The sequence below is a fragment of the Faecalibacterium sp. AF28-13AC genome, assembly GCF_003478405.1.
In the GTDB taxonomy this organism is placed as follows: domain Bacteria; phylum Bacillota; class Clostridia; order Oscillospirales; family Ruminococcaceae; genus Faecalibacterium; species Faecalibacterium prausnitzii_E.
In genome coordinates, this window is record NZ_QUFG01000003.1 from 66,033 (window position 1) to 85,834 (window position 19,802).

The 19,802-nt window shown below is 53.0% G+C and carries 23 protein-coding genes and 1 pseudogene; 7 read left to right on the top strand and 17 right to left on the bottom strand.

The features are described 5' to 3' along the window. Nucleotide 1: 1 nt before the first annotated feature. The gene (locus DWY95_RS04695; RefSeq protein ID WP_223383515.1) at nucleotides 2-688 is read right to left on the bottom strand and encodes a sigma-70 family RNA polymerase sigma factor; all 687 of its coding nucleotides are present in this window, start codon (nucleotides 686-688) and stop codon (nucleotides 2-4) included. A 202-nt stretch (nucleotides 689-890) separates the two neighbouring features. On the opposite strand from DWY95_RS04695, the pseudogene DWY95_RS04700 reads away from it, so the two are divergent. Together DWY95_RS04700 and DWY95_RS04710 are read left to right on the top strand one after the other, a co-directional pair. Continuing rightward, nucleotides 891-1,010 (top strand): annotated as a pseudogene (locus DWY95_RS04700) (argininosuccinate synthase domain-containing protein); the annotation flags it as partial. 178 nt (nucleotides 1,011-1,188) lie between these two features. Next, nucleotides 1,189-2,322: an SLC13 family permease gene (locus DWY95_RS04710; RefSeq protein ID WP_118552578.1), complete on the top strand. Its 1,134-nt coding sequence runs from the start codon at nucleotides 1,189-1,191 to the stop codon at nucleotides 2,320-2,322. Nucleotides 2,323-2,471: 149 nt separating this feature from the next. Here the strand turns inward: DWY95_RS04710 and DWY95_RS04715 are convergent, their stop codons facing one another. From DWY95_RS04715 to DWY95_RS04730, 4 genes are all read right to left on the bottom strand, one after another. Beyond that, nucleotides 2,472-2,765 (bottom strand): GNAT family N-acetyltransferase, encoded by a 294-nt coding sequence (locus tag DWY95_RS04715; RefSeq protein ID WP_223383514.1) that lies wholly within the window; start codon nucleotides 2,763-2,765, stop codon nucleotides 2,472-2,474. After that, nucleotides 2,762-3,604, bottom strand: coding sequence for a class I SAM-dependent methyltransferase (locus DWY95_RS04720; protein ID WP_118552579.1), 843 nt, complete (start codon nucleotides 3,602-3,604; stop codon nucleotides 2,762-2,764). Before DWY95_RS04720 ends, DWY95_RS04715 begins: the two co-directional genes overlap by 4 nt. Nucleotides 3,605-3,692: 88 nt before the next feature. Then, nucleotides 3,693-4,304, bottom strand: coding sequence for a class I SAM-dependent methyltransferase (locus DWY95_RS04725; RefSeq protein ID WP_118552580.1), 612 nt, complete (start codon nucleotides 4,302-4,304; stop codon nucleotides 3,693-3,695). Between the two features lie 247 nt (nucleotides 4,305-4,551). Beyond that, a complete protein-coding gene (locus tag DWY95_RS04730; RefSeq protein ID WP_097770701.1) occupies nucleotides 4,552-5,334 on the bottom strand; it encodes a ZIP family metal transporter in 783 nt (260 codons plus the stop codon). 75 nt (nucleotides 5,335-5,409) lie between these two features. On the opposite strand from DWY95_RS04730, the gene DWY95_RS17325 reads away from it, so the two are divergent. Continuing rightward, nucleotides 5,410-5,841: a hypothetical protein gene (locus tag DWY95_RS17325; RefSeq protein WP_223383513.1), complete on the top strand. Its 432-nt coding sequence runs from the start codon at nucleotides 5,410-5,412 to the stop codon at nucleotides 5,839-5,841. Here the strand turns inward: DWY95_RS17325 and DWY95_RS04740 are convergent. The 8 genes from DWY95_RS04740 to DWY95_RS04780 all read right to left on the bottom strand — a co-directional run bounded on the left by DWY95_RS04740 (nucleotide 5,763) and on the right by DWY95_RS04780 (nucleotide 10,479). Continuing rightward, entirely contained in the window at nucleotides 5,763-6,290 is a 528-nt protein-coding gene (locus DWY95_RS04740) for an isochorismatase family protein (RefSeq protein ID WP_118552581.1), read from the bottom strand. The two genes, DWY95_RS17325 and DWY95_RS04740, sit on opposite strands and share 79 nt — an antisense overlap. 184 nt (nucleotides 6,291-6,474) lie before the next feature. Continuing rightward, nucleotides 6,475-6,864, bottom strand: coding sequence for a C-GCAxxG-C-C family protein (locus tag DWY95_RS04750; protein ID WP_118552582.1), 390 nt, complete (start codon nucleotides 6,862-6,864; stop codon nucleotides 6,475-6,477). Nucleotides 6,865-6,896: 32 nt separating this feature from the next. Continuing rightward, nucleotides 6,897-7,523, bottom strand: a complete 627-nt coding sequence (locus tag DWY95_RS04755) for an alpha/beta hydrolase (protein ID WP_118552583.1) — start codon at nucleotides 7,521-7,523, stop codon at nucleotides 6,897-6,899. Between the two features lie 17 nt (nucleotides 7,524-7,540). Then, entirely contained in the window at nucleotides 7,541-8,311 is a 771-nt protein-coding gene (locus DWY95_RS04760; RefSeq protein ID WP_118552584.1) for an EFR1 family ferrodoxin, read from the bottom strand. Nucleotides 8,312-8,370: 59 nt separating this feature from the next. After that, complete coding sequence (locus tag DWY95_RS04765) at nucleotides 8,371-8,994, bottom strand: isoprenylcysteine carboxylmethyltransferase family protein (protein ID WP_337995357.1); 624 nt, start codon at nucleotides 8,992-8,994, stop codon at nucleotides 8,371-8,373. A 38-nt stretch (nucleotides 8,995-9,032) separates the two neighbouring features. After that, nucleotides 9,033-9,368 carry a pentapeptide repeat-containing protein gene (locus DWY95_RS17330; RefSeq protein WP_118552585.1) on the bottom strand — a complete coding sequence of 112 codons (336 nt, stop codon included), beginning with the start codon at nucleotides 9,366-9,368 and terminating at the stop codon, nucleotides 9,033-9,035. Nucleotides 9,369-9,380: 12 nt separating this feature from the next. Next, complete coding sequence (locus tag DWY95_RS04775; RefSeq protein ID WP_118552586.1) at nucleotides 9,381-9,830, bottom strand: low molecular weight protein-tyrosine-phosphatase; 450 nt, start codon at nucleotides 9,828-9,830, stop codon at nucleotides 9,381-9,383. Between the two features lie 106 nt (nucleotides 9,831-9,936). Further along, nucleotides 9,937-10,479 (bottom strand): ClbS/DfsB family four-helix bundle protein, encoded by a 543-nt coding sequence (locus tag DWY95_RS04780; RefSeq protein ID WP_118552587.1) that lies wholly within the window; start codon nucleotides 10,477-10,479, stop codon nucleotides 9,937-9,939. 249 nt (nucleotides 10,480-10,728) lie between these two features. Here DWY95_RS04780 and DWY95_RS04785 point away from each other — a divergent pair, with 249 nt between their 5' ends. Genes DWY95_RS04785 through DWY95_RS04800 form a run of 4 tightly spaced genes read left to right on the top strand, consistent with a single transcriptional unit; the run spans nucleotide 10,729 to nucleotide 16,640 of the window. Next, nucleotides 10,729-11,292 (top strand): TetR/AcrR family transcriptional regulator, encoded by a 564-nt coding sequence (locus DWY95_RS04785; RefSeq protein WP_118552588.1) that lies wholly within the window; start codon nucleotides 10,729-10,731, stop codon nucleotides 11,290-11,292. Further along, the gene (locus DWY95_RS04790) at nucleotides 11,289-13,670 is read left to right on the top strand and encodes a glycoside hydrolase family 2 TIM barrel-domain containing protein (RefSeq protein ID WP_118552589.1); all 2,382 of its coding nucleotides are present in this window, start codon (nucleotides 11,289-11,291) and stop codon (nucleotides 13,668-13,670) included. The genes DWY95_RS04785 and DWY95_RS04790 overlap by 4 nt, the downstream gene beginning before the upstream one ends. Next, nucleotides 13,661-15,046: a glycoside-pentoside-hexuronide (GPH):cation symporter gene (locus tag DWY95_RS04795; RefSeq protein WP_118552590.1), complete on the top strand. Its 1,386-nt coding sequence runs from the start codon at nucleotides 13,661-13,663 to the stop codon at nucleotides 15,044-15,046. The genes DWY95_RS04790 and DWY95_RS04795 overlap by 10 nt, the downstream gene beginning before the upstream one ends. Further along, complete coding sequence (locus DWY95_RS04800; RefSeq protein ID WP_118552591.1) at nucleotides 15,039-16,640, top strand: glycoside hydrolase family 36 protein; 1,602 nt, start codon at nucleotides 15,039-15,041, stop codon at nucleotides 16,638-16,640. Before DWY95_RS04795 ends, DWY95_RS04800 begins: the two co-directional genes overlap by 8 nt. A 364-nt stretch (nucleotides 16,641-17,004) precedes the next feature. Here the strand turns inward: DWY95_RS04800 and DWY95_RS04805 are convergent, their stop codons facing one another. From DWY95_RS04805 to DWY95_RS04820, 4 genes are all read right to left on the bottom strand, one after another. Beyond that, nucleotides 17,005-17,448, bottom strand: coding sequence for a GNAT family N-acetyltransferase (locus DWY95_RS04805; RefSeq protein ID WP_118552592.1), 444 nt, complete (start codon nucleotides 17,446-17,448; stop codon nucleotides 17,005-17,007). A 106-nt stretch (nucleotides 17,449-17,554) separates the two neighbouring features. Next, a complete protein-coding gene (locus tag DWY95_RS04810; protein ID WP_118552593.1) occupies nucleotides 17,555-18,463 on the bottom strand; it encodes a radical SAM mobile pair protein B in 909 nt (302 codons plus the stop codon). Next, nucleotides 18,451-19,140 (bottom strand): radical SAM mobile pair protein A, encoded by a 690-nt coding sequence (locus DWY95_RS04815; RefSeq protein WP_118552594.1) that lies wholly within the window; start codon nucleotides 19,138-19,140, stop codon nucleotides 18,451-18,453. The genes DWY95_RS04810 and DWY95_RS04815 overlap by 13 nt, the downstream gene beginning before the upstream one ends. After that, nucleotides 19,137-19,574 carry a radical SAM mobile pair system MarR family transcriptional regulator gene (locus tag DWY95_RS04820; protein ID WP_118552595.1) on the bottom strand — a complete coding sequence of 146 codons (438 nt, stop codon included), beginning with the start codon at nucleotides 19,572-19,574 and terminating at the stop codon, nucleotides 19,137-19,139. The genes DWY95_RS04815 and DWY95_RS04820 overlap by 4 nt, the downstream gene beginning before the upstream one ends. Nucleotides 19,575-19,802 lie beyond the last annotated feature (228 nt).

The following is a 19,802-nucleotide window of genomic DNA, read 5'->3' on the forward strand; positions in this document are numbered from 1 at the left end:
TTTACCGGCATCCGCCCCACCCTTCCCGCAGCAGTTCCAGCGCGTGGGTCTCCAGGCGGGAAACATAGCTCCGGCTGATCTGCAGCAGCTTTGCGGTCTCCAGCTGGGTCAGCGGCGGTTGACCGGCCAGGCCATACCGCAGCAGGATCAGCTTCCGTTCCCGCGCCGGCAGCCCTTCGATGAGCTGCCGCAGCCGCCGGGCCTCGTCCTGCTGCTCACAGCTGTCCTCCATGCAGAAGCCGTCCTGCAGCACGTCCGAGAGGGTCAGTGCCGTGTCGTCCTTGCCCGCCTCCAGCGTTTCCTGCAACGACACGGTGGTCCCGCTTTTCCGCTCCCTCCGGAAGTGCATCCGAAGTTCATTTTCAATGCAGCGGCTCGCATAGGTTGAGAACCGCGCCTTCCGGGTAGAGTCGAAGGTATCCACCGCCTTCATCAGGCCGATGGTCCCGATGGAGATCAGGTCTTCCTGGTCGCTGGGCTGGGCGTAGTATTTTTTCGCCACATGCACCACCAGCCGCAGATTGTGCCGGATGAGCGTTTCCCGCGCCGTGGGGTCGCCCGCCCGCAGGGCCGCAAAGGTCTCGACCTCTTCCCGTGCGCTCAGGGGCTTGGGGAAACTCCCCGCTTCCAGATGCAGCGCCAGCACCAGAAATTTCGTGGCAAAAAATTGCAGCAGAGTCAACAGCATACAACGCACCTCCCAAACTATGGTCCTCCTACACTGTATGAGCGGGGACAAACGGTTCAGAAGTTGTCTGCATGCTGCACCTTCCTGTATCCTGTTCTTGCTGCAATCTGATTCATTGCAGTTTCAGCTTACAACAAAAAATGAGATAGGCCCCCTTTTTCTTCTGCTCCCTCTGTGTAACACATCATTGACAAACCTACACGCATCCAAGCTGTACATCGAAGACCTGACCGATGAATTTGTGGAGGATTACGTCATTCCCACCATGCAGGCCGGGGCAGATTACGAGGGTTATCTGCTGGGCACCAGCTTTGCCCGCCCCGATCACCAGCACATTGAGCAGTGTCGGCAATATGATCGGCCCCATGGGAATGCTGCTGGCAGGCATGGCCATTGCGGAAGTGCCCCTGAAAGTTGTTTGAGCTGTTGCTCTGAAATACGAAAAAAGGCCGTCCGGCACCGTAGCAGGGCAGCCTTTACAACTACAAGGATGTGTCTCTATGAAACTACTCAAACAATTCATTCAGCAGGAAACGGTCCTCACCGCAGCCGCTGTGCTGGCCGTTGTCTCCGCCTTCTTTGTTCCACCGGATGTACAGTATCTCGGCTACATCGACCTGCGCACACTGGCGATCCTGTTTTCCCTGATGACGGTCATGGCCGGGCTGCGGCGGCAGGGCTTTTTTGATGGCCTGGGCCGGGCATTGCTGTCCCGTACCCACAGCACCTTTCAGCTGACACTGGTACTGGTCGGGCTGTGCTTTTTCGGAAGCATGTTCATCACCAACGATGTTTCCCTGCTGACCTTCGTTCCCTTTACCTTCGTGGTCCTGAGCCGTCTGGGAGCGGATGTCCGCCGCTCTCTTCTGATCCCGGTGGTCTGTATGCAGACCATTGCGGCAAACCTTGGCAGCATGCTGACCCCCATCGGCAACCCGCAGAACCTCTATCTTTACGGAAAAAGCGGCATGAGCATCGGGGGATTTGTGCTTCTTATGCTGCCCTACACACTGGTCTCTCTGCTCCTGTTGCTGGCTTGGGCAGCATTGGTCTGCCGGAAAGCCTCTGCCACCCTCTCCGTGGACGAGCTTGTTTCTTCCTCTGCATCTCAGGGGAATCAGAAAATCATCCTGCTGTATCTGGTTCTGTTTGCCGTTTGCCTGCTGTCCGTGATCCGGGTGTTGCCCTATGGCATTGCCTTTGCCGCTGTACTCGTCTGCGTTCTTTTTGCAGACCCGCACACCTTACGGGCAGTGGACTATTCCCTGCTTTTGACCTTTGTGGCTTTTTTCATCTTCATTGGCAATCTAGGGCGCATTCCGGCCTTTTCCGGCTGGCTGCAGGAGTTTCTGACCGGCCGGGAAGTTCTTGTGGCGGTTCTTGCTTCGCAGGTCACCAGTAATGTTCCCGCCGCCCTGCTGCTGTCCGGGTTTACGGCAGAGACACAAGCCCTCATCATCGGCACCAATCTGGGAGGTCTTGGCACTTTGATCGCATCCATGGCCAGTCTTATTTCCTACCGGCAGATTGCACGGGAGCTGCCACAGGGAAAGAAGCAGTATTTTGGGCTGTTCACCCTGTCCAACCTGATCTTCCTTGCGATCCTGCTGGGTGTGTGGTTTTTGCTCCGCTGAGCGTAGCAGATAACTTATGGTTTTTCTATAAAGCTAAAAAAGGGAGTTCCGTCACGGACGAAGGTCCGGGCAGAACTCCCTTTGGTTTTATCGTATGCACCAGCGGATAAACAGTTTCGTTTCTTCTTTCTTCATTGCGCCGCCTCTCCTCACACTATTCCGTTTGCTTTGGTCGGCTCCGGGTACTTAATCAGATCATACAGCTTGCCATATGTGCCAAGATCGTGTGTTCCGGCAAGTTTCATACCCAGATGCACATATTTGTCGCACTTGCTTTTTGCATCTGTTTCCAGGATCACCGGCACGCCCAGCCGGTCGCCCTCGGCAAAGGCAAGGTCCAGCACCTTTCGCATATAGCCCTGTCCCTGATACTGCTCCCGCACACAGACAAGCCCAACGAAAATATAGGGTTTCTTTTCCTTGTCCATCCCTGCGTATTTCATTGTCTGTCTCCAAATCCGATCTTCACGATCTGCATTTTCATTCCGTTGTCTCCAACCTTTGCAAGAAAACGGAAAAATCCGCTGACGGACGGGTCTTTCAAATCGTTGTAGCCCAGCATATAGCCCCTGCTGGATACCCGCAGACGGCTGTCCCATGGAGAAAACTCGCTTTTCGCATCCGAAACCGCGAAATATGCTCCCACATCTTTGATTTTCGCCGTCCTGAGCCACGTTTTGGCGATCATCTTCACCGCCGTGCGGTTGGCGGCATCGAACACCAGCACCCCGCCGGGAAAAGCATCTGCCATCCCCTGCACCAGATCCCGGACCTGCCGGGTCAGGAAGTAATAGAACACCCCGGAGGCAAAAAGCACCGCCCCGCCGGAGGCATCAATCTTGTCAAACCATGCGGGGTCTTTCAGGTCGCAGGGGATGTTTTGCTCCCGCTCCCCGGCGGGCAGCAGCTGCTGCCGCAAGGCGATAACATCCGGGAAGTCCAGATTGTAGATCTTGCATCTGCCGTTGTCGCAGGCTCTGCCGGTGTTATCCAGCCCACAGCCCAAATTGACCACCGCCGCGCTGGGATGGGTTTTCAGATAATTCCGTACCTCCCACGCAAGGTCATTCTGCCGCATGGCGACCTCCAGCGCACCAAAGCGCTGCATCAGGCTGCGGGAGTTTTCCTCTGCCTCTGAAAAGTCGTAGTCAATCTGGTCGATCAGATGCACCGCTGTTTCGTCCCGATAAAGGTTTGGATACAGCTCTGTGCACAGCTTCCGGGAATACAGTGGGAGGATCAGCGTCTCCTGTACAGTGTTTTTCTCAATTTTGTATTTCATAGGTTCCTCCCTGATCTCCTTATTCTGCTTTCCGGCAGACAAACCATGCCATGTTCTTCACTGTTCCAAATGTTACAGTTGCACTACTTCACCACTTTTGCGCCGTAACGCAAAGCCAGCCCTTTTTATTTTTGTGGCTTTGGATCTTACAAAATCCTGCTTGTTCCAGATACTCTTTCAATGCAGTATCCGTATAGATGGTCATGCCGCCGATGATCTCCGTCCACTTCTTGTCCTTGTCCGTATCGCCGTTTGCTTCGTTACAGATGAAAAAGACCCCGCCGGGCTTCAGCACCCGATAGACCTCTCGGAAATTCTGCGCAAGCTCCGGCCAGAAATAGACCGTTTCAAAGGCGGTCACCACATCAAACTGCTCCGCTTCAAACGGCAGCTCTGCCACACTTGCCTGCTGCACGGTACACCGTCCTGCCGCAATGGCATCCGCATTGACCTTACGCGCTTTTTCTACGCTGACAGCCGAATAGTCGATGCCCTGCACTTTGCCTTTTGGGCACAGCTTCAACAGCGTTTTAATGTTCGCTCCACCGCCGCAGCCGCAGTCCAGCACCATGGCATCCGGGGCAGGCTGTAAAAAGCGCAGCCCCCATTCTGCCATTGCGCTGTGTCCAAAGTTCATCATAGCAACCATGATCTTCCCGCCAAAGCCTACGGGCTTTCGGGTGTTTTCAAAAAAGGACATAATGCCTCCCTCTTTCTATTTACCGTTCACAATGCAATACTTTTTTACCAGATGCGCCCACTGCACCGGATGACAGGCCAGCAATTCCTCGTGCCGAAAGTTAGATAAAGCTAACTTTTCATTCTATAAAAAGCCGCCTCTCAGCGGCCCTTCTGCCAAAATAATACGCCCTGCTGTTGTCGCTGTCAAGAAGTTTCGGCATTTTCGGAGATTCCGAAAGAGATTTCGTTTTCAAGACCCCCAACCGTCACCCCAGTGCCACATCCAGCACCATCATCACGCTGAAGCCCACCGCGAAAAATACCGTGCCAACGTTGGAGTGCTGCCCCTGCGACATTTCCGGAATCAGTTCCTCCACCACCACATACAGCATGGCTCCGGCGGCAAAGCTGAGCAGATAGGGCAACGCAGGCACCACGATGCCTGCTGCCAGAATCGTCAACACTGCCCCGATGGGCTCTACGATGCCGGACAGCACGCCGCCCCAGAACGCCCGGCCTTTTTTCATTCCTTCCGCCCGCAGGGGCATAGAGATGATGGCACCCTCCGGGAAGTTCTGGATGGCAATGCCAAGGGAAAGTGCCAGCGCCCCGGCGGCAGTGATCTGAGCAGTCCCGGCAAGGTATCCGGCATAGACTACGCCCACTGCCATGCCCTCCGGGATGTTGTGCAGCGTCACCGCCAGAACCATCATGGTGGTGCGCTGGAGCTGGCTTTTTGGCCCTTCGGCCTGCAAGCTGTTCTGGTGCAGATGTGGGATGAGATGGTCCAGCAGCAGCAAAAACAGGATGCCCAGCCAGAAACCCACCGCCGCCGGGAAAAATGCCAGCCTGCCCAGATCCGCGGCCTGCTCCATAGCCGGGATCAGCAAGCTCCATACCGATGCCGCCACCATCACTCCGGCGGCAAAGCCGGTGAGGGCGCGCTGGATGCCGTCACGCAGAGAGTTTTTCAAAAAGAACACACAGCCCGCCCCAAGACTTGTGCCCAGAAAGGGGATCAAAATCCCCCAGAATGCGTCTTGTATCATGTCGTACCTCCTTGTGGTTAAATACAGCTAACCGCATAAAAAGTATACTGCGCTCCGGCAAAAAGGTCAAGGGCTTTGCGGTATTATAAGCTCAGTGAGACCCCTGCCTACTACATCACCGCATGGTATAACCTGCTGAGCGGCAAGTGGGAGTTTGGCAAGGTCCACGCCACCGAGACCACCGTAGAGGGCACCACTGTGGAGCTGAATACCAACGGTCACCACGCCACCTACGAGATGAAAATCTCCGGTTTTGATCTGGACTACAAGGCCAACAAGGTCTACGGCGTAGTTCTGACCACCGCCGATGGCAGTGAGTACGGCCTGCACCATGTGACCAATTTATTGAATTTACTGCAACATAATCTTGAAGTTTATGTAATGTATTTCGGTAACAAAGGTATTCAGCAAAGACCGTTTACGCTATATCATTTTTTGAGTAACTCCAATGCCCTGTCCATTGGTACGCAGTCTGCATATCGTTCAGGCCAGAGAAATTCATTATAGTAATGGTAAGCCTGTTCCCTAGTCATGTACTCATTGTCCTGCGTAGAATTTGCATAGGCAGGAACAATCATGTGTAAGCCATGCTCAAAACCAGCCTCTACCGTGGCATTGATACAGAAATCAGTCATAATGCCACAAATCATCACGTCTTTTTCTTCCTTTGCAGTCAGATACTCAAGCAGACCACTCTCTTTTTTGAACGCACTGCATACGGACTTGATAAACCGTTTTTCATCAGGCATCGGTTGAAACTCGGAATAAACCTCAAACTCATCATCCCCGATAGAGAATCCGGTATCAGGTCCATCATCATGCTGTACATAAATAACTTCTATGCCTTGTTCTCGTGCTGCTCCAATCAGCTTTTTGATATTACCAACAAACTTTCTGAACTCATATAAGCGTTCATCCACGATACCATTCTGTGTATCTACAACCAATAAAACCATGAATAATCTCTCCTTTTTGAGCTTTTTGCCTTGATTCAAATAAACTAAATTCGTATATTATAATAGAGCGTAACTTCTGCTTCATACACCGATTCTGTATGAGAATCAAATAGCACCCATTCCATATCGGTCCCACAGTATGTATCACATAATGCCGTGGCAAATAAACAAGATCTTCTTCATCTTACTCTCCCAGCACCTCGCCCAGTGCCAGAACAGCGTTGCGGACGCACTCCGGGCACGGGCACAGCGGTGCGCCGTTCTCTATCCCCTTCAGATCTTTGCAGATGGTAGCACCGCACTTTTCCTGAAAGTTTTGCAGCAGCTCCTTGGAAATGCGGGGTGTGCCCTTGCCGTCGGTGACAATGCCCGCCACCATCACAGCGCCGATCAGTGCGCCGCAGGTGCTCTCCATGCAGCCCATGCCGGCGGCATAGCCTGCGCCCAGCTTCATCAGGGTATCGGCATCCACCGGCAGCTTGTCCTCAAATGCCTTCAGCACCGACTGTGCACAGTTGCACTGTCCAGTAGCTTTCCATGCAGCAGCCTGTGCCGCCCGTTCTTCGATGTTCATTTTACAGTCCTCTTTCTTTGATGAATCGTAGTTTATTCGACACTATTATAAAATTCCTGTAACACTGTTGCCAATTCCTCCGGAGATTCTACGTTTGCTTCATGACCCGCTTTCAGAAGTTCATGGAAGTGGGAATCGCTCAAATAACTGGCAAGTTCCTTTGAGGCTTTTTTGTTTGCGTTGTCCTTTTCCCCACAAACGATCAATGCCGGACAGGACACCTTACATAATGAATCCCTGAAATCCAATTCCGTCATCGTACCGCACAAGCTGATCACATCTGCTTTTTTGAATCCAAATTGCTTGAACGTTGCATTTGGCATAAAGCGGAACAGCATATTCTGGAATTTCAATAATTTTTTAGGCATTTTATATTGTGCCGCAATTAACACAAGCGCCTTTATTTTATCCGGATGGTCTATCGCATAATTAAGTGCCAGAACAGCACCCAAGGAAAGCCCGCACAAGACGATTTCATCATGTTCCTTATCACACTCTCCTGAAAATGCAGCATACAGTTCCCCATAAGTGGCCGCTTTGTCCTCCAGCATCTCTGCCAAACTCAAGCAGACGCTGCTGTCCGAGACCTTCGTTTCTTTTATTACTCTGTCCCAACTGTCTGGTTTTTGTCCCAACCCATGCAAGTATAAAAACTTCATCTAATTTCCGCTCTCCTTCAGGCATCCTGCTGCTTCCTTTCCAGCGCTTCAAAGTGATACCGTGGCTTCCCTTTGCTCTTTTTGCCGTACTCGATGGCCTCTTTGGGGCAATAGCAGATGCACGCCATGCAGTGGGTGCAGTTTTTTCCCCAGACCGGCTTCCCGTTTTCCAGATGGATATTGTTCAGGGGGCACAACTCCACGCACTTACCGCAGCCGATGCAGGCACCCGTTGCCCGGAAGGCATCGGCTTTTACAAAGAAGCGATAGAACACCGGGTTCACCGGGCCGCTCATAAAGCGGTCATAGAGGGCCTCTCTCTGCGGAGGAAATTCCTGCCCGGCTCTGAGCTGGGTCAGCACCTTCCGAAGCGCAGGCTCTGCCTGCTCCACAATGCTCTTTGCCTGCTCTTTTTGGGGTACATTGAACATGGCAATGTAGTTTTCCGGCATGATGATCTGAGCAGTCCCCATGTACTGCAGCTGCTTTTGCGCCGCAAGCTGCCGGTTATAGCCTGCCGCATTGCCGATTTCGCTGCCGCAGTCCATCACAAACCAGATGCGCTCTGCCCCGGTCAGCGCGGTCTTGCCCAGCCACTCCGACACCACCCGGGGGATACGCCATGCGTAGGTAGGCGTGACCAGCACCACATCCCGCCCGGTCTGCACCGGGGCAGTATCCCATGCCTTGATGCAGGCGTTCAGGTCGTAAAGCGGCATCTCCAACCCTTCGGCAATGCGCCGTGCCAGATACCGGCTGTTGCCGGTTCCTGTAAAATAAAGTACCATGGCTGTTCCCTCGTTTTTGTATGGTTTTTCAGATGCCTGTCTGCCCGGCAAACTGGAAGTTATCTTTTTCTTCCTAAATATCGGCATACTTTTGATTTGTATTGCAGGTACTCATTTCCGAATGCTTCTATCAAAAAATCTTCCTCTACATTGACTATCTGTAAATGAAAAAATACCACTGCAAAACCTGTTGCAAAGCAAAGGAACCAATTAAAGAACGAAAACAATATTCCTATATACATTAAATCAAAACCCAAAAATGCAGGATTTCTGCTAATAGAATAGATTCCCGTTGTTACCAAATTGGTCTTTTCTTCTTTTTGCACACCTGCTCTCCAATTCTCCTTCATTTGTGTAACAGAAACAATAAAAGCAAGTACACCGAACATTGTTATTACAACTCCTGTAAATTGCAACACAATATGTGCTGTTCCCGAATAAAACACAATACTGATAATCTGTATTACAGGAAGCAAATATGTGATTATTTTAAGAGCTACTTCTATAAATTTGACAAATCCCTCTTTTCCTTTTCCTAATTGGTCTGTCTTTATGCCTTGCTTTTTCTGACTAATCAGCTTTGCAAAATAGCAGATGTAGAACACTGCCATCAGTGAAATTGTAACAATTTTTATTATCATCGTGTACCTCCAAATTCCAAGTTGTCGCTCTCCGTATGCCATAGTCTCCGCACGCAAAAGACCCGCGGCAAAGTGCGTGCTTACACCTCGCCCGCGAACTTCGTGCCCCAGCTCATGCGGGTGTCGTACATCAGGCGGGTCAGCGCAAGGCGGCTGTAATCGTCGGTGCCGTACTCGTTGATGTGCACCTCTTTGGTTTCCACCTTCTCCGGGTCCTGCACCGAGGAGGATACGCTCCGCAGCCCGGTGATCTCGCACCGCACGAACCGGCACTCGTTCAGGGTGGTGTGGTCCAGCTCACATTTTGTAAAGGAGCAGTCCACAAATAGGCAGTCTGCAAAATCGCAGCGCTCAAAGATTTCCCCGGCAAACGACAGGCCGGTAGACCGTTCGCCCTCGCAATAACGTTCCGTCATCCCCTTTCCCTTTTATCGCAGCTCTTCCAGCAGGGCGGTGCAGCCCTCCAGCACATCCTGCCAGGTGGCTTCAAAATCCCCGGTGTACCACGGGTCTGCCACATCGCCGGGGCGGCGGGTGTGGTCCATCAGCAGCGACACCTTGTGGTCGGGGTCGCTGCCCACAAAGCAGGTCATGTTCCGCAGGTTGTTGTAGTCCATGGCAATGAGATAGTCGTAGCTCTCATAGTCCCGCCGGGTCATCTGCCGGGCGGTTTTGCCATCACAGGAAATGCCGTGCTCTGCCAGCTTGCGCCGGGCAGGCGGATAGACCGGGTTGCCGATCTCCTCGGTGCTGGTGGCTGCCGAGGCAATTTCAAACTGCCCGGAAAGCCCCGCCTTTTCCACTAAGTCCTTCATCACAAATTCCGCCATGGGGCTGCGGCAGATATTGCCGTGGCAGATAAAAAGCACTTTTATCATAATCTCTATATTCCTCCATAAGTTTCTGCAAATCTCTGTTTTTCAGCGCAGCTTCTATGCTTTTTCTTAATACCTGATCCTAAAATAATCCAGATACGCTTTATATTTATCCTGTGCAGCAATGCGGAGAACGCAGCGCAAGCTTTTTCCATTTCCGGATCTTAGTCCGAAAGGTCCCGAAGGGAGCGACCGTGTTGACGTGAATGAATTTGTACACCTCCCACACCGCTGTTTTCGTGGCATCATCCGCCCATTTTCTCTTATGCGGCTGGAACAGCTCCTCCTCGCTCATGGCATCGATCATTGCATTGAGCCGATCCATATTCTCCTTCAATCGGGCTTTCAGCTCCTGCAGGGATAACGGTGCATAAGTATCCGTGAACCACTGATACAATCCGCCCAGTTGATTCCATTTGAAGTCCTCCGACGGCGTTTTTACCGGTAGACCGTTTCGTTCATCCGTTTCCCATTTCAAAACCAGTGTCGTCCAGCCCACCTGATACGCAAGGTTTTCTGCCGGTGTCCGGTCCACCTCCTCGACCCGTTTATCCTTTAAGGCTTCGGGGATGTCATCAAACTCTGAAATATACTTCTTGAATGCTTTATTGATCTCAGCCTTGAGCTCTTCCTTGTTGTTGTATGTTCTCAAAAAAACACCTCCGGAATTCCATATCGCTGCACCCAGTATACCATGCCTTCTCCCCACTGAAAAGCTTTCGCACGCAAAAAAACCCGGCGGCTTTCAAGGCACGCCGGGGTTCTTTTTGTCATTCTGCTGCAAAATGTCTGCACTTTCTTGGCAGAACGCAGAAAATGCGGAAACTGCTTGATTTAGTTCGGTTTTCGCACTAGAATGGAAACCAGAAAAGCAAGTGCAGTTTCCACAAGGAGGACGCTCATGCAGGAAAAGCTCGATGCGCTGGTGCGCACGCAGGCCATGCAGTTATTCCGTCAACAGGGGCTGCATTTCACCATGCAACAGGTGGCAGAGCCGCTGCACATCAGCAAAAAAACCATCTACACCGTTTACCCCTCCAAGGAGGCCCTTCTGCTGGACATGGTAGACCATGCCTTTGCGGACATCCACCACTGCAAGCAGAAAATTCTGGCGGGCAGCGGTACTTTGCAGGAGAAGCTGCGGGCGGTCATCATTGCCATGCCGACAGAATACGCCGCGCTGGACCTGCGGCAGATGAAGGAGCTGGACGAGAAATACCCGGTGGTGGCGGCGCGAGTGCGCAGTCAGTTGGAAAACGGGTGGGAACCCACCATGGCGCTGCTGGAGCAGGCTGTGGCAGAAGGGGTCATGCGTCCAGTATCCCTGCCGGTGCTGCGGCAGATGATCACCGCATCCATCGAGAGCTTTCTGGCAGACCGCAGTCTGGCAGAAAGCGGAGTACAGTATGTGGCTGTACTGGAGGAAATGATCTCGATTTTACTGGAAGGAGTGCTGCTGCGATGAAACACAGCTTTTGCGAGGACTGGGAGTTTACACGACACTGGACGGAAGCCTTTGGCAAGGGGCTGCCTGTACCAAAACAACAAGCCGTTCGCTTGCCCCATACCTGCCGGGAGGTGCCGCTGCACTATGCCTCTCCGGCCGATTACGAGATGGTCTGCGGCTACCGCAAGCGGTTCCGGGTACCGCCGGTACAGGCTGCGCCCCGGCTGTTTCTCCGCTTTGACGGCGCTGCTCATCAGGCGGTGGTGCGGGTCAACGGCAGGGTTGCCGGGCAGCACCGGGGCGGCTATACCGGCTTTGCGGTGGAGATCACCGACCTTGTGGACCGGGAGGGTGAAAACCTGCTGACCGTGCAATTGGATACCCGTGAAGACCCGACCATTCCGCCCTTTGGCTTTGTCATTGATTACCTGACCTACGGCGGTCTGTACCGGGAGGTCTGGCTGGAAGCCACCGCCGAAAGCCGCCTGACCGACCTGTTCGTCTACACGCCCACCCTGCAAGAGGCTGTGGTGCAGTGGACCGCAGAGCTTACATCCGCAGCCGTGGCGGTCCGCATCCGGCTGGAGACCGCAGACGGCACCCTGCTGGCCGAGCAGACCGCACAGGCAACAGAAACCGGAAAGATGCAGCTTTCCGTCCCGGACGCACAGCCGTGGGATACCGAGCACCCGGTTTTGCATCATGCCGTGGCAGAGCTTTTGAACGCAGCCGGACAAGCCATCGACCGCAAACAGGTGACGTTTGGCTTCCGCACCGCAGAGTTCCGGGCGGATGGCTTTTATCTCAACGGCAAAAAGACCTTCCTGCGGGGTCTGAACCGACACCAGAGCTACCCTTACATCGGCTATGCTGCGCCGGAAAGCCTGCAGCGGGAGGATGCCCGCATTTTGCAGGAGGAGCTGCACTGCACCGCCGTGCGCACCAGCCACTACCCTCAAAGCCAGTATTTTCTGGATGAGTGCGACCGGCGAGGTCTGCTGGTGTTCACCGAGCTGCCGGGCTGGCAGCACATCGGGGATGACAACTGGAAGGACGCTGCCTGCGAGATGCTGCGGGAGATGCTCCTGCAAAACCGCAGCCACCCCAGCATTATCCTGTGGGGCGTGCGCATCAACGAAAGCGTGGACGACGATGCCTTCTACACCCGCACCAACGAGATTGCCCATCAGCTGGACCCCAGCCGCGCCACCTCCGGTGTGCGGTATCTGGAAAAGAGCCATCTGCTGGAGGATGTCTATGCCTACAACGATTTTTCCCACAACGGCGTAACGCCCGGTGCAAAGCCCAAAAAGGACGTGACCCCGGATATGAGCAAAGCGCTGCTCATCTCGGAGTGCAACGGTCACATGTACCCCACAAAAGCCTTTGACGATGGTCCCCATCGACAGGAACACGCCCTGCGGCATGTCCGGGTTCAGAATGCCGCTTACGGCAGCGGAGAACACGCCGGGTGCTTCGGCTGGTGTATGTTCGACTACCAGACCCATAAGGATTTCGGCTCCGGCGACCGCATCTGCTACCACGGCGTGCTGGACAGCTTCCGTAACCCCAAATTGGCGGCAGCAGTCTATGCCAGTCAGGGTGACGCTGACCCGGTGCTGGCGGTCAGCTCCTCCATGGACATCGGCGATAACCCCGCCGGGCAGCTGGGCACAGCCTATGTTTTCAGCAATGCCCAGCAGGTAAAGCTGTACAAAAACGATGTGTTTGTCACCGCCCTGCGCCGCAGCGAGTGGACAGCCCTACCGCATCCGCCCTTTGTGATGGACGATCCCATTGGCGAGCTGCTGGAAACGCAGGAGCATTTTTCGCCGTCCAAAGCGGCCGCTGTGCGGGACTGCCTGCTGGCTGCCGGGAAATACGGCTTGGCGGGGCTGCCGCTTGCCTACAAGGTCAAATTCGGCTGGTGTATGCTGCACTACAAAATGACCTTTGAGGATGGCGTGGCGCTTTACGGCAAATATGTGGGCAACTGGGGCGGCGAAGCTACCCGATGGCGGTTCGATGCCGTGCAGGACGGCAACGTGGTGCGCAGCGTGACCCTTTGCCCCAGTGCAAAGCTGCACTTGGAAGTCAAGGTCAGCCGGACGACCCTGCGGGAGCAGGATACCTACGATATGGCCGCTGTCCGGGTGCGCATTCTGGACGAGAATGGCACCCCTGCCCCCTACGCACAGTTCCCGGTGCAGTTTGCGGTGGAGGGCAGCGCCGCCCTTGTGGGTCCACAGACCGCCGTTGCCGAGGGCGGCATGACCGGAACCTATCTGCGCACCGTGGGCACTGCCGGAGAAGCCCTGCTGACTGTTTCTGCACCGCAGACCCAGCCCGTTGTGCTGCGGTTTACCATTGAAAAGGAGGACGCTGTATGGAACTGACCCTGAAACAGAAAACCGCATTTGGTATTGGTGCCGTGGGCAAGGATATGGTATATGCCCTGTCGGCTTCTTACGTCATGTATTATTATCAGGATGTGCTGGGGCTTTCGGCCAGCTTTGTGGGCGTCGTGCTCATGGCTGCCCGGTTCTTTGATGCCTTCAACGACCCCTTTATGGGGGTTCTGGTGGCAAAGACCCGCACCCGCTGGGGGCGTTTCCGTCCGTGGATCTTTTCCGGCACACTGCTCAATGCACTGGTGCTCTACGCCCTGTTTGCCGCCCCGGTGCTGGACGAAGCAGCGCTGATGGTCTATTTCAGTGTGGTGTACATCCTGTGGGGCGTCACCTACACCATGATGGATATCCCCTACTGGTCCATGATCCCGGCCGTGACCCGCATCCCCAAAGACCGGGAGAACCTTTCCATGGTGGGCCGTACCTGTGCAGGCGTTGGCTCTGCCCTCATCGCCATGTTCACCATGCTGCTGGTGGGAGCACTCGGCGGCGACAGCGAGCGCGCTGGCTTCCGCTGGGTGGCATTGATCGTAGCGGCAATTTTTGCAGTGACAGAGCTGGTGTGCTGCATTTCCATGAAAGAAACTACCCCCAGTGAGATGAAGACCGCCACCGTAAAGGAGATGTTCTCCGCCCTGTTCCGCAACGATCAGGCTATGGTAGTGGTGGGCAGCATCGTGCTGATCAACTCGGCGCTGTACCTTACCTCCAACTTCATCATCTATTTCTTCAAGTACGACCTTGGCGGTGCAGGTTGGAAAGCCACCTACACCCTGTTTTCCACCGTGGGCGGTGCGGCTCAAATTCTGGGCATGATGGTGCTTTACCCCTTGCTGCGCAAAAAGTTCAGCAGCACGCAGGTGTTCCATCTGAGCCTTGTGCTGGCGCTGTGCGGCTACGGCACGCTGCTGGTGTTCTGCCTGACCGGCCTGTCCCACAGCCTTGCCCTGCTGTGCATTCCGGGCGTGGTGGTGTTTGCCTGCAACGGAATGCTGACTGTGCTGACCACCCTGTTCCTTTCCAACAGCGTGGATTACGGTCAGCTCAAGACCGGCCGCCGGGAGGAGAGCGTCATCTTTTCCATGCAGACTTTTGTGGTCAAGGCTGCCTCCGGTGTGGCGGTATTCCTGACCGGCATCGGGCTGGACCTCATCGGTCTTGTGGGCAACACGGAGGAGACCGGCCCGGTGGCAGTACAAAGCGCCGGAACCCTGCTGGGTCTGCGCCTGATGATGACCGTTCTGCCCATGCTGGTGCTGGCTGGTGCGCTGGTGCTGTTCCGCCGCAAGTTTGTTCTGACCGATGCCCGCGCTGCCGAGATCAGCGCACAGCTCCACGGGGAGGAAACGCACCATGACTGAAATGCTGCACTGGTACGCGGAAACTTCCGGCGGCGTACAGACAGGCAACTGCACGGTCACGGAGAATGGCGGTGCGCTGCATCTGACGGCAGACCTGCCCGCCGGGACGCTGAAGGCGGTGCGTGCCGAGATGCCGTGGACGATGGAAGCAGACGAGCGTCTGTTCATGAACGGCTACCAGACATGGACCTACAGCCCGGAGCTTGACCGGAACGGCAAGCTGCGCGGCACCGACCACATCCCCGGCTTTCTGCGCAAAAAATATGCCTTTGACCGCTACGGCGATTATCATTTTGCGCCTTATGGGCATCAAAAGGGGCAGAGCCACGGCTTTTCCTACTGCTATTTCCGCAAGGGCACACAGTTCCGGCTGGTGGCATCGCTGGACGAGAAGCCGGGCTACACCATCCTCCGGTACGACAGCCGCAAAGCCCTGCTGACGCTGGAGCGTGACTGCGCCGGGGTGGAGCATCCCGGCGGCAGCGTTGCCCTGTTTGACCTGTTTTTTTCCGCAGGCAGCGAGGCCGAGGTGTTCGACGGCTGGTTTCAGGCTATGGGCATCAAGCCCCGGACTGAAAAGAAGCTTGCAGGCTATTCCAGTTGGTACAACCGCTATCAGGACATCACCGAGGATACCATCCGGGAGGATCTGATCGGCTGCCGCAGCCTGCTTTGTCTGGGAGACCTGTTCCAGATCGACGATGGCTGGGAGCCGAAGGTAGGCGATTGGCTGGAAACGGATGCGCAGAAATTCCCCCACGGGCTGAAAGGCATGGTGGAGGAAATTCACGCCGCCGGATTTCAGGCCGGGCTCTGGCTTGCACCCTTTGTGTGCGAAAAGGACTCTGCCCTTTTCCGGCAGCACCCGGACTGGCTGCTGAAGGTGAACGGTGCACCGTGGTGCTGCGGCTGCAACTGGAGCGGCTTTTATGCGCTGGACATCGACAACCCGGCCGTGCTGGATTATCTGCGCCGGGTATTTGACCGGGTTCTGAACGACTGGGGCTTCGACCTTGTCAAGCTGGATTTTCTGTACGGCGCCGCCCCCTTTGGCAACGCCCACGAGAGCCGTGCCGCCCGGATGCGCCGTGCCATGGAGATGCTGCGCAGTTGGTGCGGACAAAAAGCCATCCTTGGCTGCGGCGTGCCGGTGATGCCTGCTTTCGGGCTGGTGGATTACTGCCGTGTCAGCTGTGACGTAGGGCTGGACTGGGACGATGTGTGGTATATGCGCCTGTTCCACCGAGAGCGAGTGTCCACAAAGCAGGCCATCAACAACACGCTATTCCGGCGGCAGCTCAATGGCCGTGCCTATGGCAGCGACCCGGATGTGTTCTTCCTCCGGGAGGAAAACTGCAAGTTGACGGCAGAGCAAAAACGCACCCTTGCCACGGTCAACGCCCTGCTGGGCAATGTGTTCCTCACCTCGGATATGCCGTCTCACTACACGGATGCGCAACGGGCAGAGTACCGCCGTCTGCGCACCCTCTTTGAGCACGCCACCCAGGTGCAGGCAGAAGCGGAAAACGACCGTCTCAGCATCCGGTATCTGCTGGACGGAACTCCACAAAAATTATGTTTTACCCCCTTCTGACGGCGTGAACAAACCCCAACAGTCAAAACCACCGGCTGAGCCGGTGGCTTGAGTAAGCCCTAGAAGGGCATCCTACTGGCAAAGCCCCTCAAGGGGCCTCGAGCAAGCGTCTTTCATCTGCATTATCTGCCCTACCGCTCTAACGAGCTATGTTGCAAAGTACATCTTCTAAGATGACAATTTCTTTGTCATCTCGCTTTGCTCGAATCTTATAGCTAAAGCATTTTCTACTCCACCAGCGGAGCTGGTGGTTGTCGCTCGCTCAAGCTACCCAACAGCCAACAAGCCAGACGGCGATTCATCTCACCGCCCGGCTTGTTTTGTACCGCAGCAAAAGCTCTGTACCCGTGTGGTAAACTGGAAGTTATATATGTCTTTGCAAATATACCATATCTATTAGTTGTACACCGCCCTCATAAATTAGGTGGTCATAATTATCGGTAAAGAAATTAGGAATCTTGTGAGAACGAACAAATCCACATTTTTCATAAAATGGTATCGTCAATGGACTGTCACCTGTTCCAACTTGCAAAACAGAATATTCATCTGCATATTTACCGGCAAGAAAATCAATTAGTGCTTTGCCATAGCCCTTTCCCTGATTTTCCGGATCGACTGCGATATTCTTGATTTCAAGTATTTCATTACCTTCATCGGTGACAACACATTCAGCTTTTACATCATTGTCTTCAAGCACATACATAGTTCCTTTTTCAAGATACCGATCAACCATGCTCTCCTGTTCATCAGCTAATAACAATAATGATATAAACTGCTTTTTATTCTCATTCACTTCTCGGATTTTCATATTCATTACTCCGTCAAACTGGAATTGTTCTAAATCTTCTCGGTTGCACCTTCTTGCCCTTCGGACAAGGAGTCTCCCTCGTTCAAAGTTCTTACAAAATTTCTGTTTAACGATTTCTTTTTCCGGTATTTTCTGTCCCTCGGATTTCCTCATGATAGAAATAATCTACGATCACCGGATGTCCCTGCGGGACTCTGCCATAAGGCATTTCATTATCCACAAAGGGACAATCATACTTCTTAGCCATTTCCGCAGCTTTTACTTCAAGTGCTTCAAAGTAGCTGCGGTTATGCTTGTTATAGATCTCGTCGTAAAGTGGTACAAGATCAGGATATTTTCCGGCGATATAATCCATAATTGTCTTTTTGAAACCGCCTCGAAGATTGAGATTTTCGAGCCAGAACAGATCGCACTGATCCTTTACCCGCTCAAAGATTGCTTCAAAATCCGTGATACCGGGAAATACCGGGGATACGAAACAGACTGTACGGATACCTGCTTCATATACCTGCTTCATAGCAGCGATACGACGCTCAATGCTAGAAGCAGAGTCCATATCGTTCTTGAAATTTTCATCCAGTGTGTTGATCGACCATGAAACGGTTACTCGTCCAAGCTTCTTCAGCAGATTAATATCTCGTACCACAAGATCCGACTTTGTGCAGATCAGAATATCTGCGTCACTGCCGATCAGCTGCTCCAGAAGTTTTCTGGTATTCCCGAATTGCTCCTCCTGTGGATTGTAGCCATCTGTCACAGAACCGATGACCACCCGCTGTCCGGCATATTTCTTCGGATTCTTAATTTCCGGCCAATGCTTCACATCAAGGAAAGTGCCCCATTCCTCCTTGTGTCCGGTAAAGCGCTTCATAAAAGAAGCATAGCAATACTTGCAGGCGTGTGTACAGCCTACATAAGGATTGACCGAGTAACCGCCTACAGGCAGACTGGACTTGGTCATGATGTTCTTTGTTTCCGCCTCATTAATGAGGATTCCATTTATTACTTCTGCCATGATCTCTGTACCTCCAACACTTTATTGAATTCATCCGGCATTTCCTGAATCATATTTTCATTCCCTATGATAGGGACAAGATCTTCCTTCATAAATACCGGAATGCCGAGCTTATGTGCCTGGTCCGCCAGAGACCATGCCCATTCCGGCTCCGTATGAACCTTCCTGCTCTGAACTCCAGTCATGGTGCCGACAACGATCCAATTGATTCCGGAAAGATCAACTGAACCTGGATTGTCGAATAGCGGCTCAAAGGTAACATGATAGTGTTTTGCTCTGACATTTTCCCGTAGTGCGTCAATACGCCACAGTTCTGCTTTTCTCGTCACCGTAACACCAAACCACGCGTTTTTCAAATCTGTATCAAAATCCAGCAGATCTGGTCGCTTTGTAAGGAACAGGAACTGATGCTGTGGATTTTCACGGATTTTTTCAAATACCTCGTCTCTCCATTCTGGCTTCCAGCCGGAAAAATCGCTCATGCCGGTAAGAAAAAAGTTCTGCGGACGTTTCTTTTCCATCATCTTGAGCTTACCCGGAAAGAATTCAGGGTCAGCAAAGTCATCAATCATATGCCAGCGTTTCACATTATTGCGGGCATAGCAATATGCACACCCCACTGTACATCCGATGACGAGATTCATGTTTTGAATCTGATCTTTGATACAAATACTCATGATTTCTGCCACTCCTCAAGATTCTTTCTGATACGGTCGAGGCATTCCTCAAACCGGGCAATTTCTTCCTCCGAAAAACCTTTGTAGTAAATACTGCCCATTTTATCAGATACAGAATCGTATTCGTCCTTTAAGGCATGTGCTTTTTCAGTCAGAAACAGGAGTGTTTTCCTTTTGTCCGTTTCAGACTGAACACGTCTTATCAGCCCTTGATGTTCCATTCTTTCCAGCATCGTAGTAAGAGAAGTTATCGCTAATCCACATTTAATCGAGAGTGACCTGATTGAGATTCCATCTTCCTGCCACAGTACATAAAGAATACGCCCTTGGGCTCCGTTAAACGCATCAATATTCTTTTCGCTGAGAATCTTCTCAAAGATTCGATCTCCAAGTTGTTTTATTTTGGTAACAAGAAATCCGCCATTCATTTTCACACAAAAACTCCTATATAGTATTTTATCAAATAATACTATATAGGAGTTTTACTGTCAACAGTTTGTATGTCTAAGTAGAAGTAAATTCCGATTCGTCGAGTTCAGTATACCACGCTTTCTCCCTACAGAAACGTTCCTGCACGAAAAAGAGCCGCTGCGATCAAGGATAAAAACAATCTCTGTGAGATCCTTCTTCATGATCGAACGAACGCAAACAGGGTGTCCTTT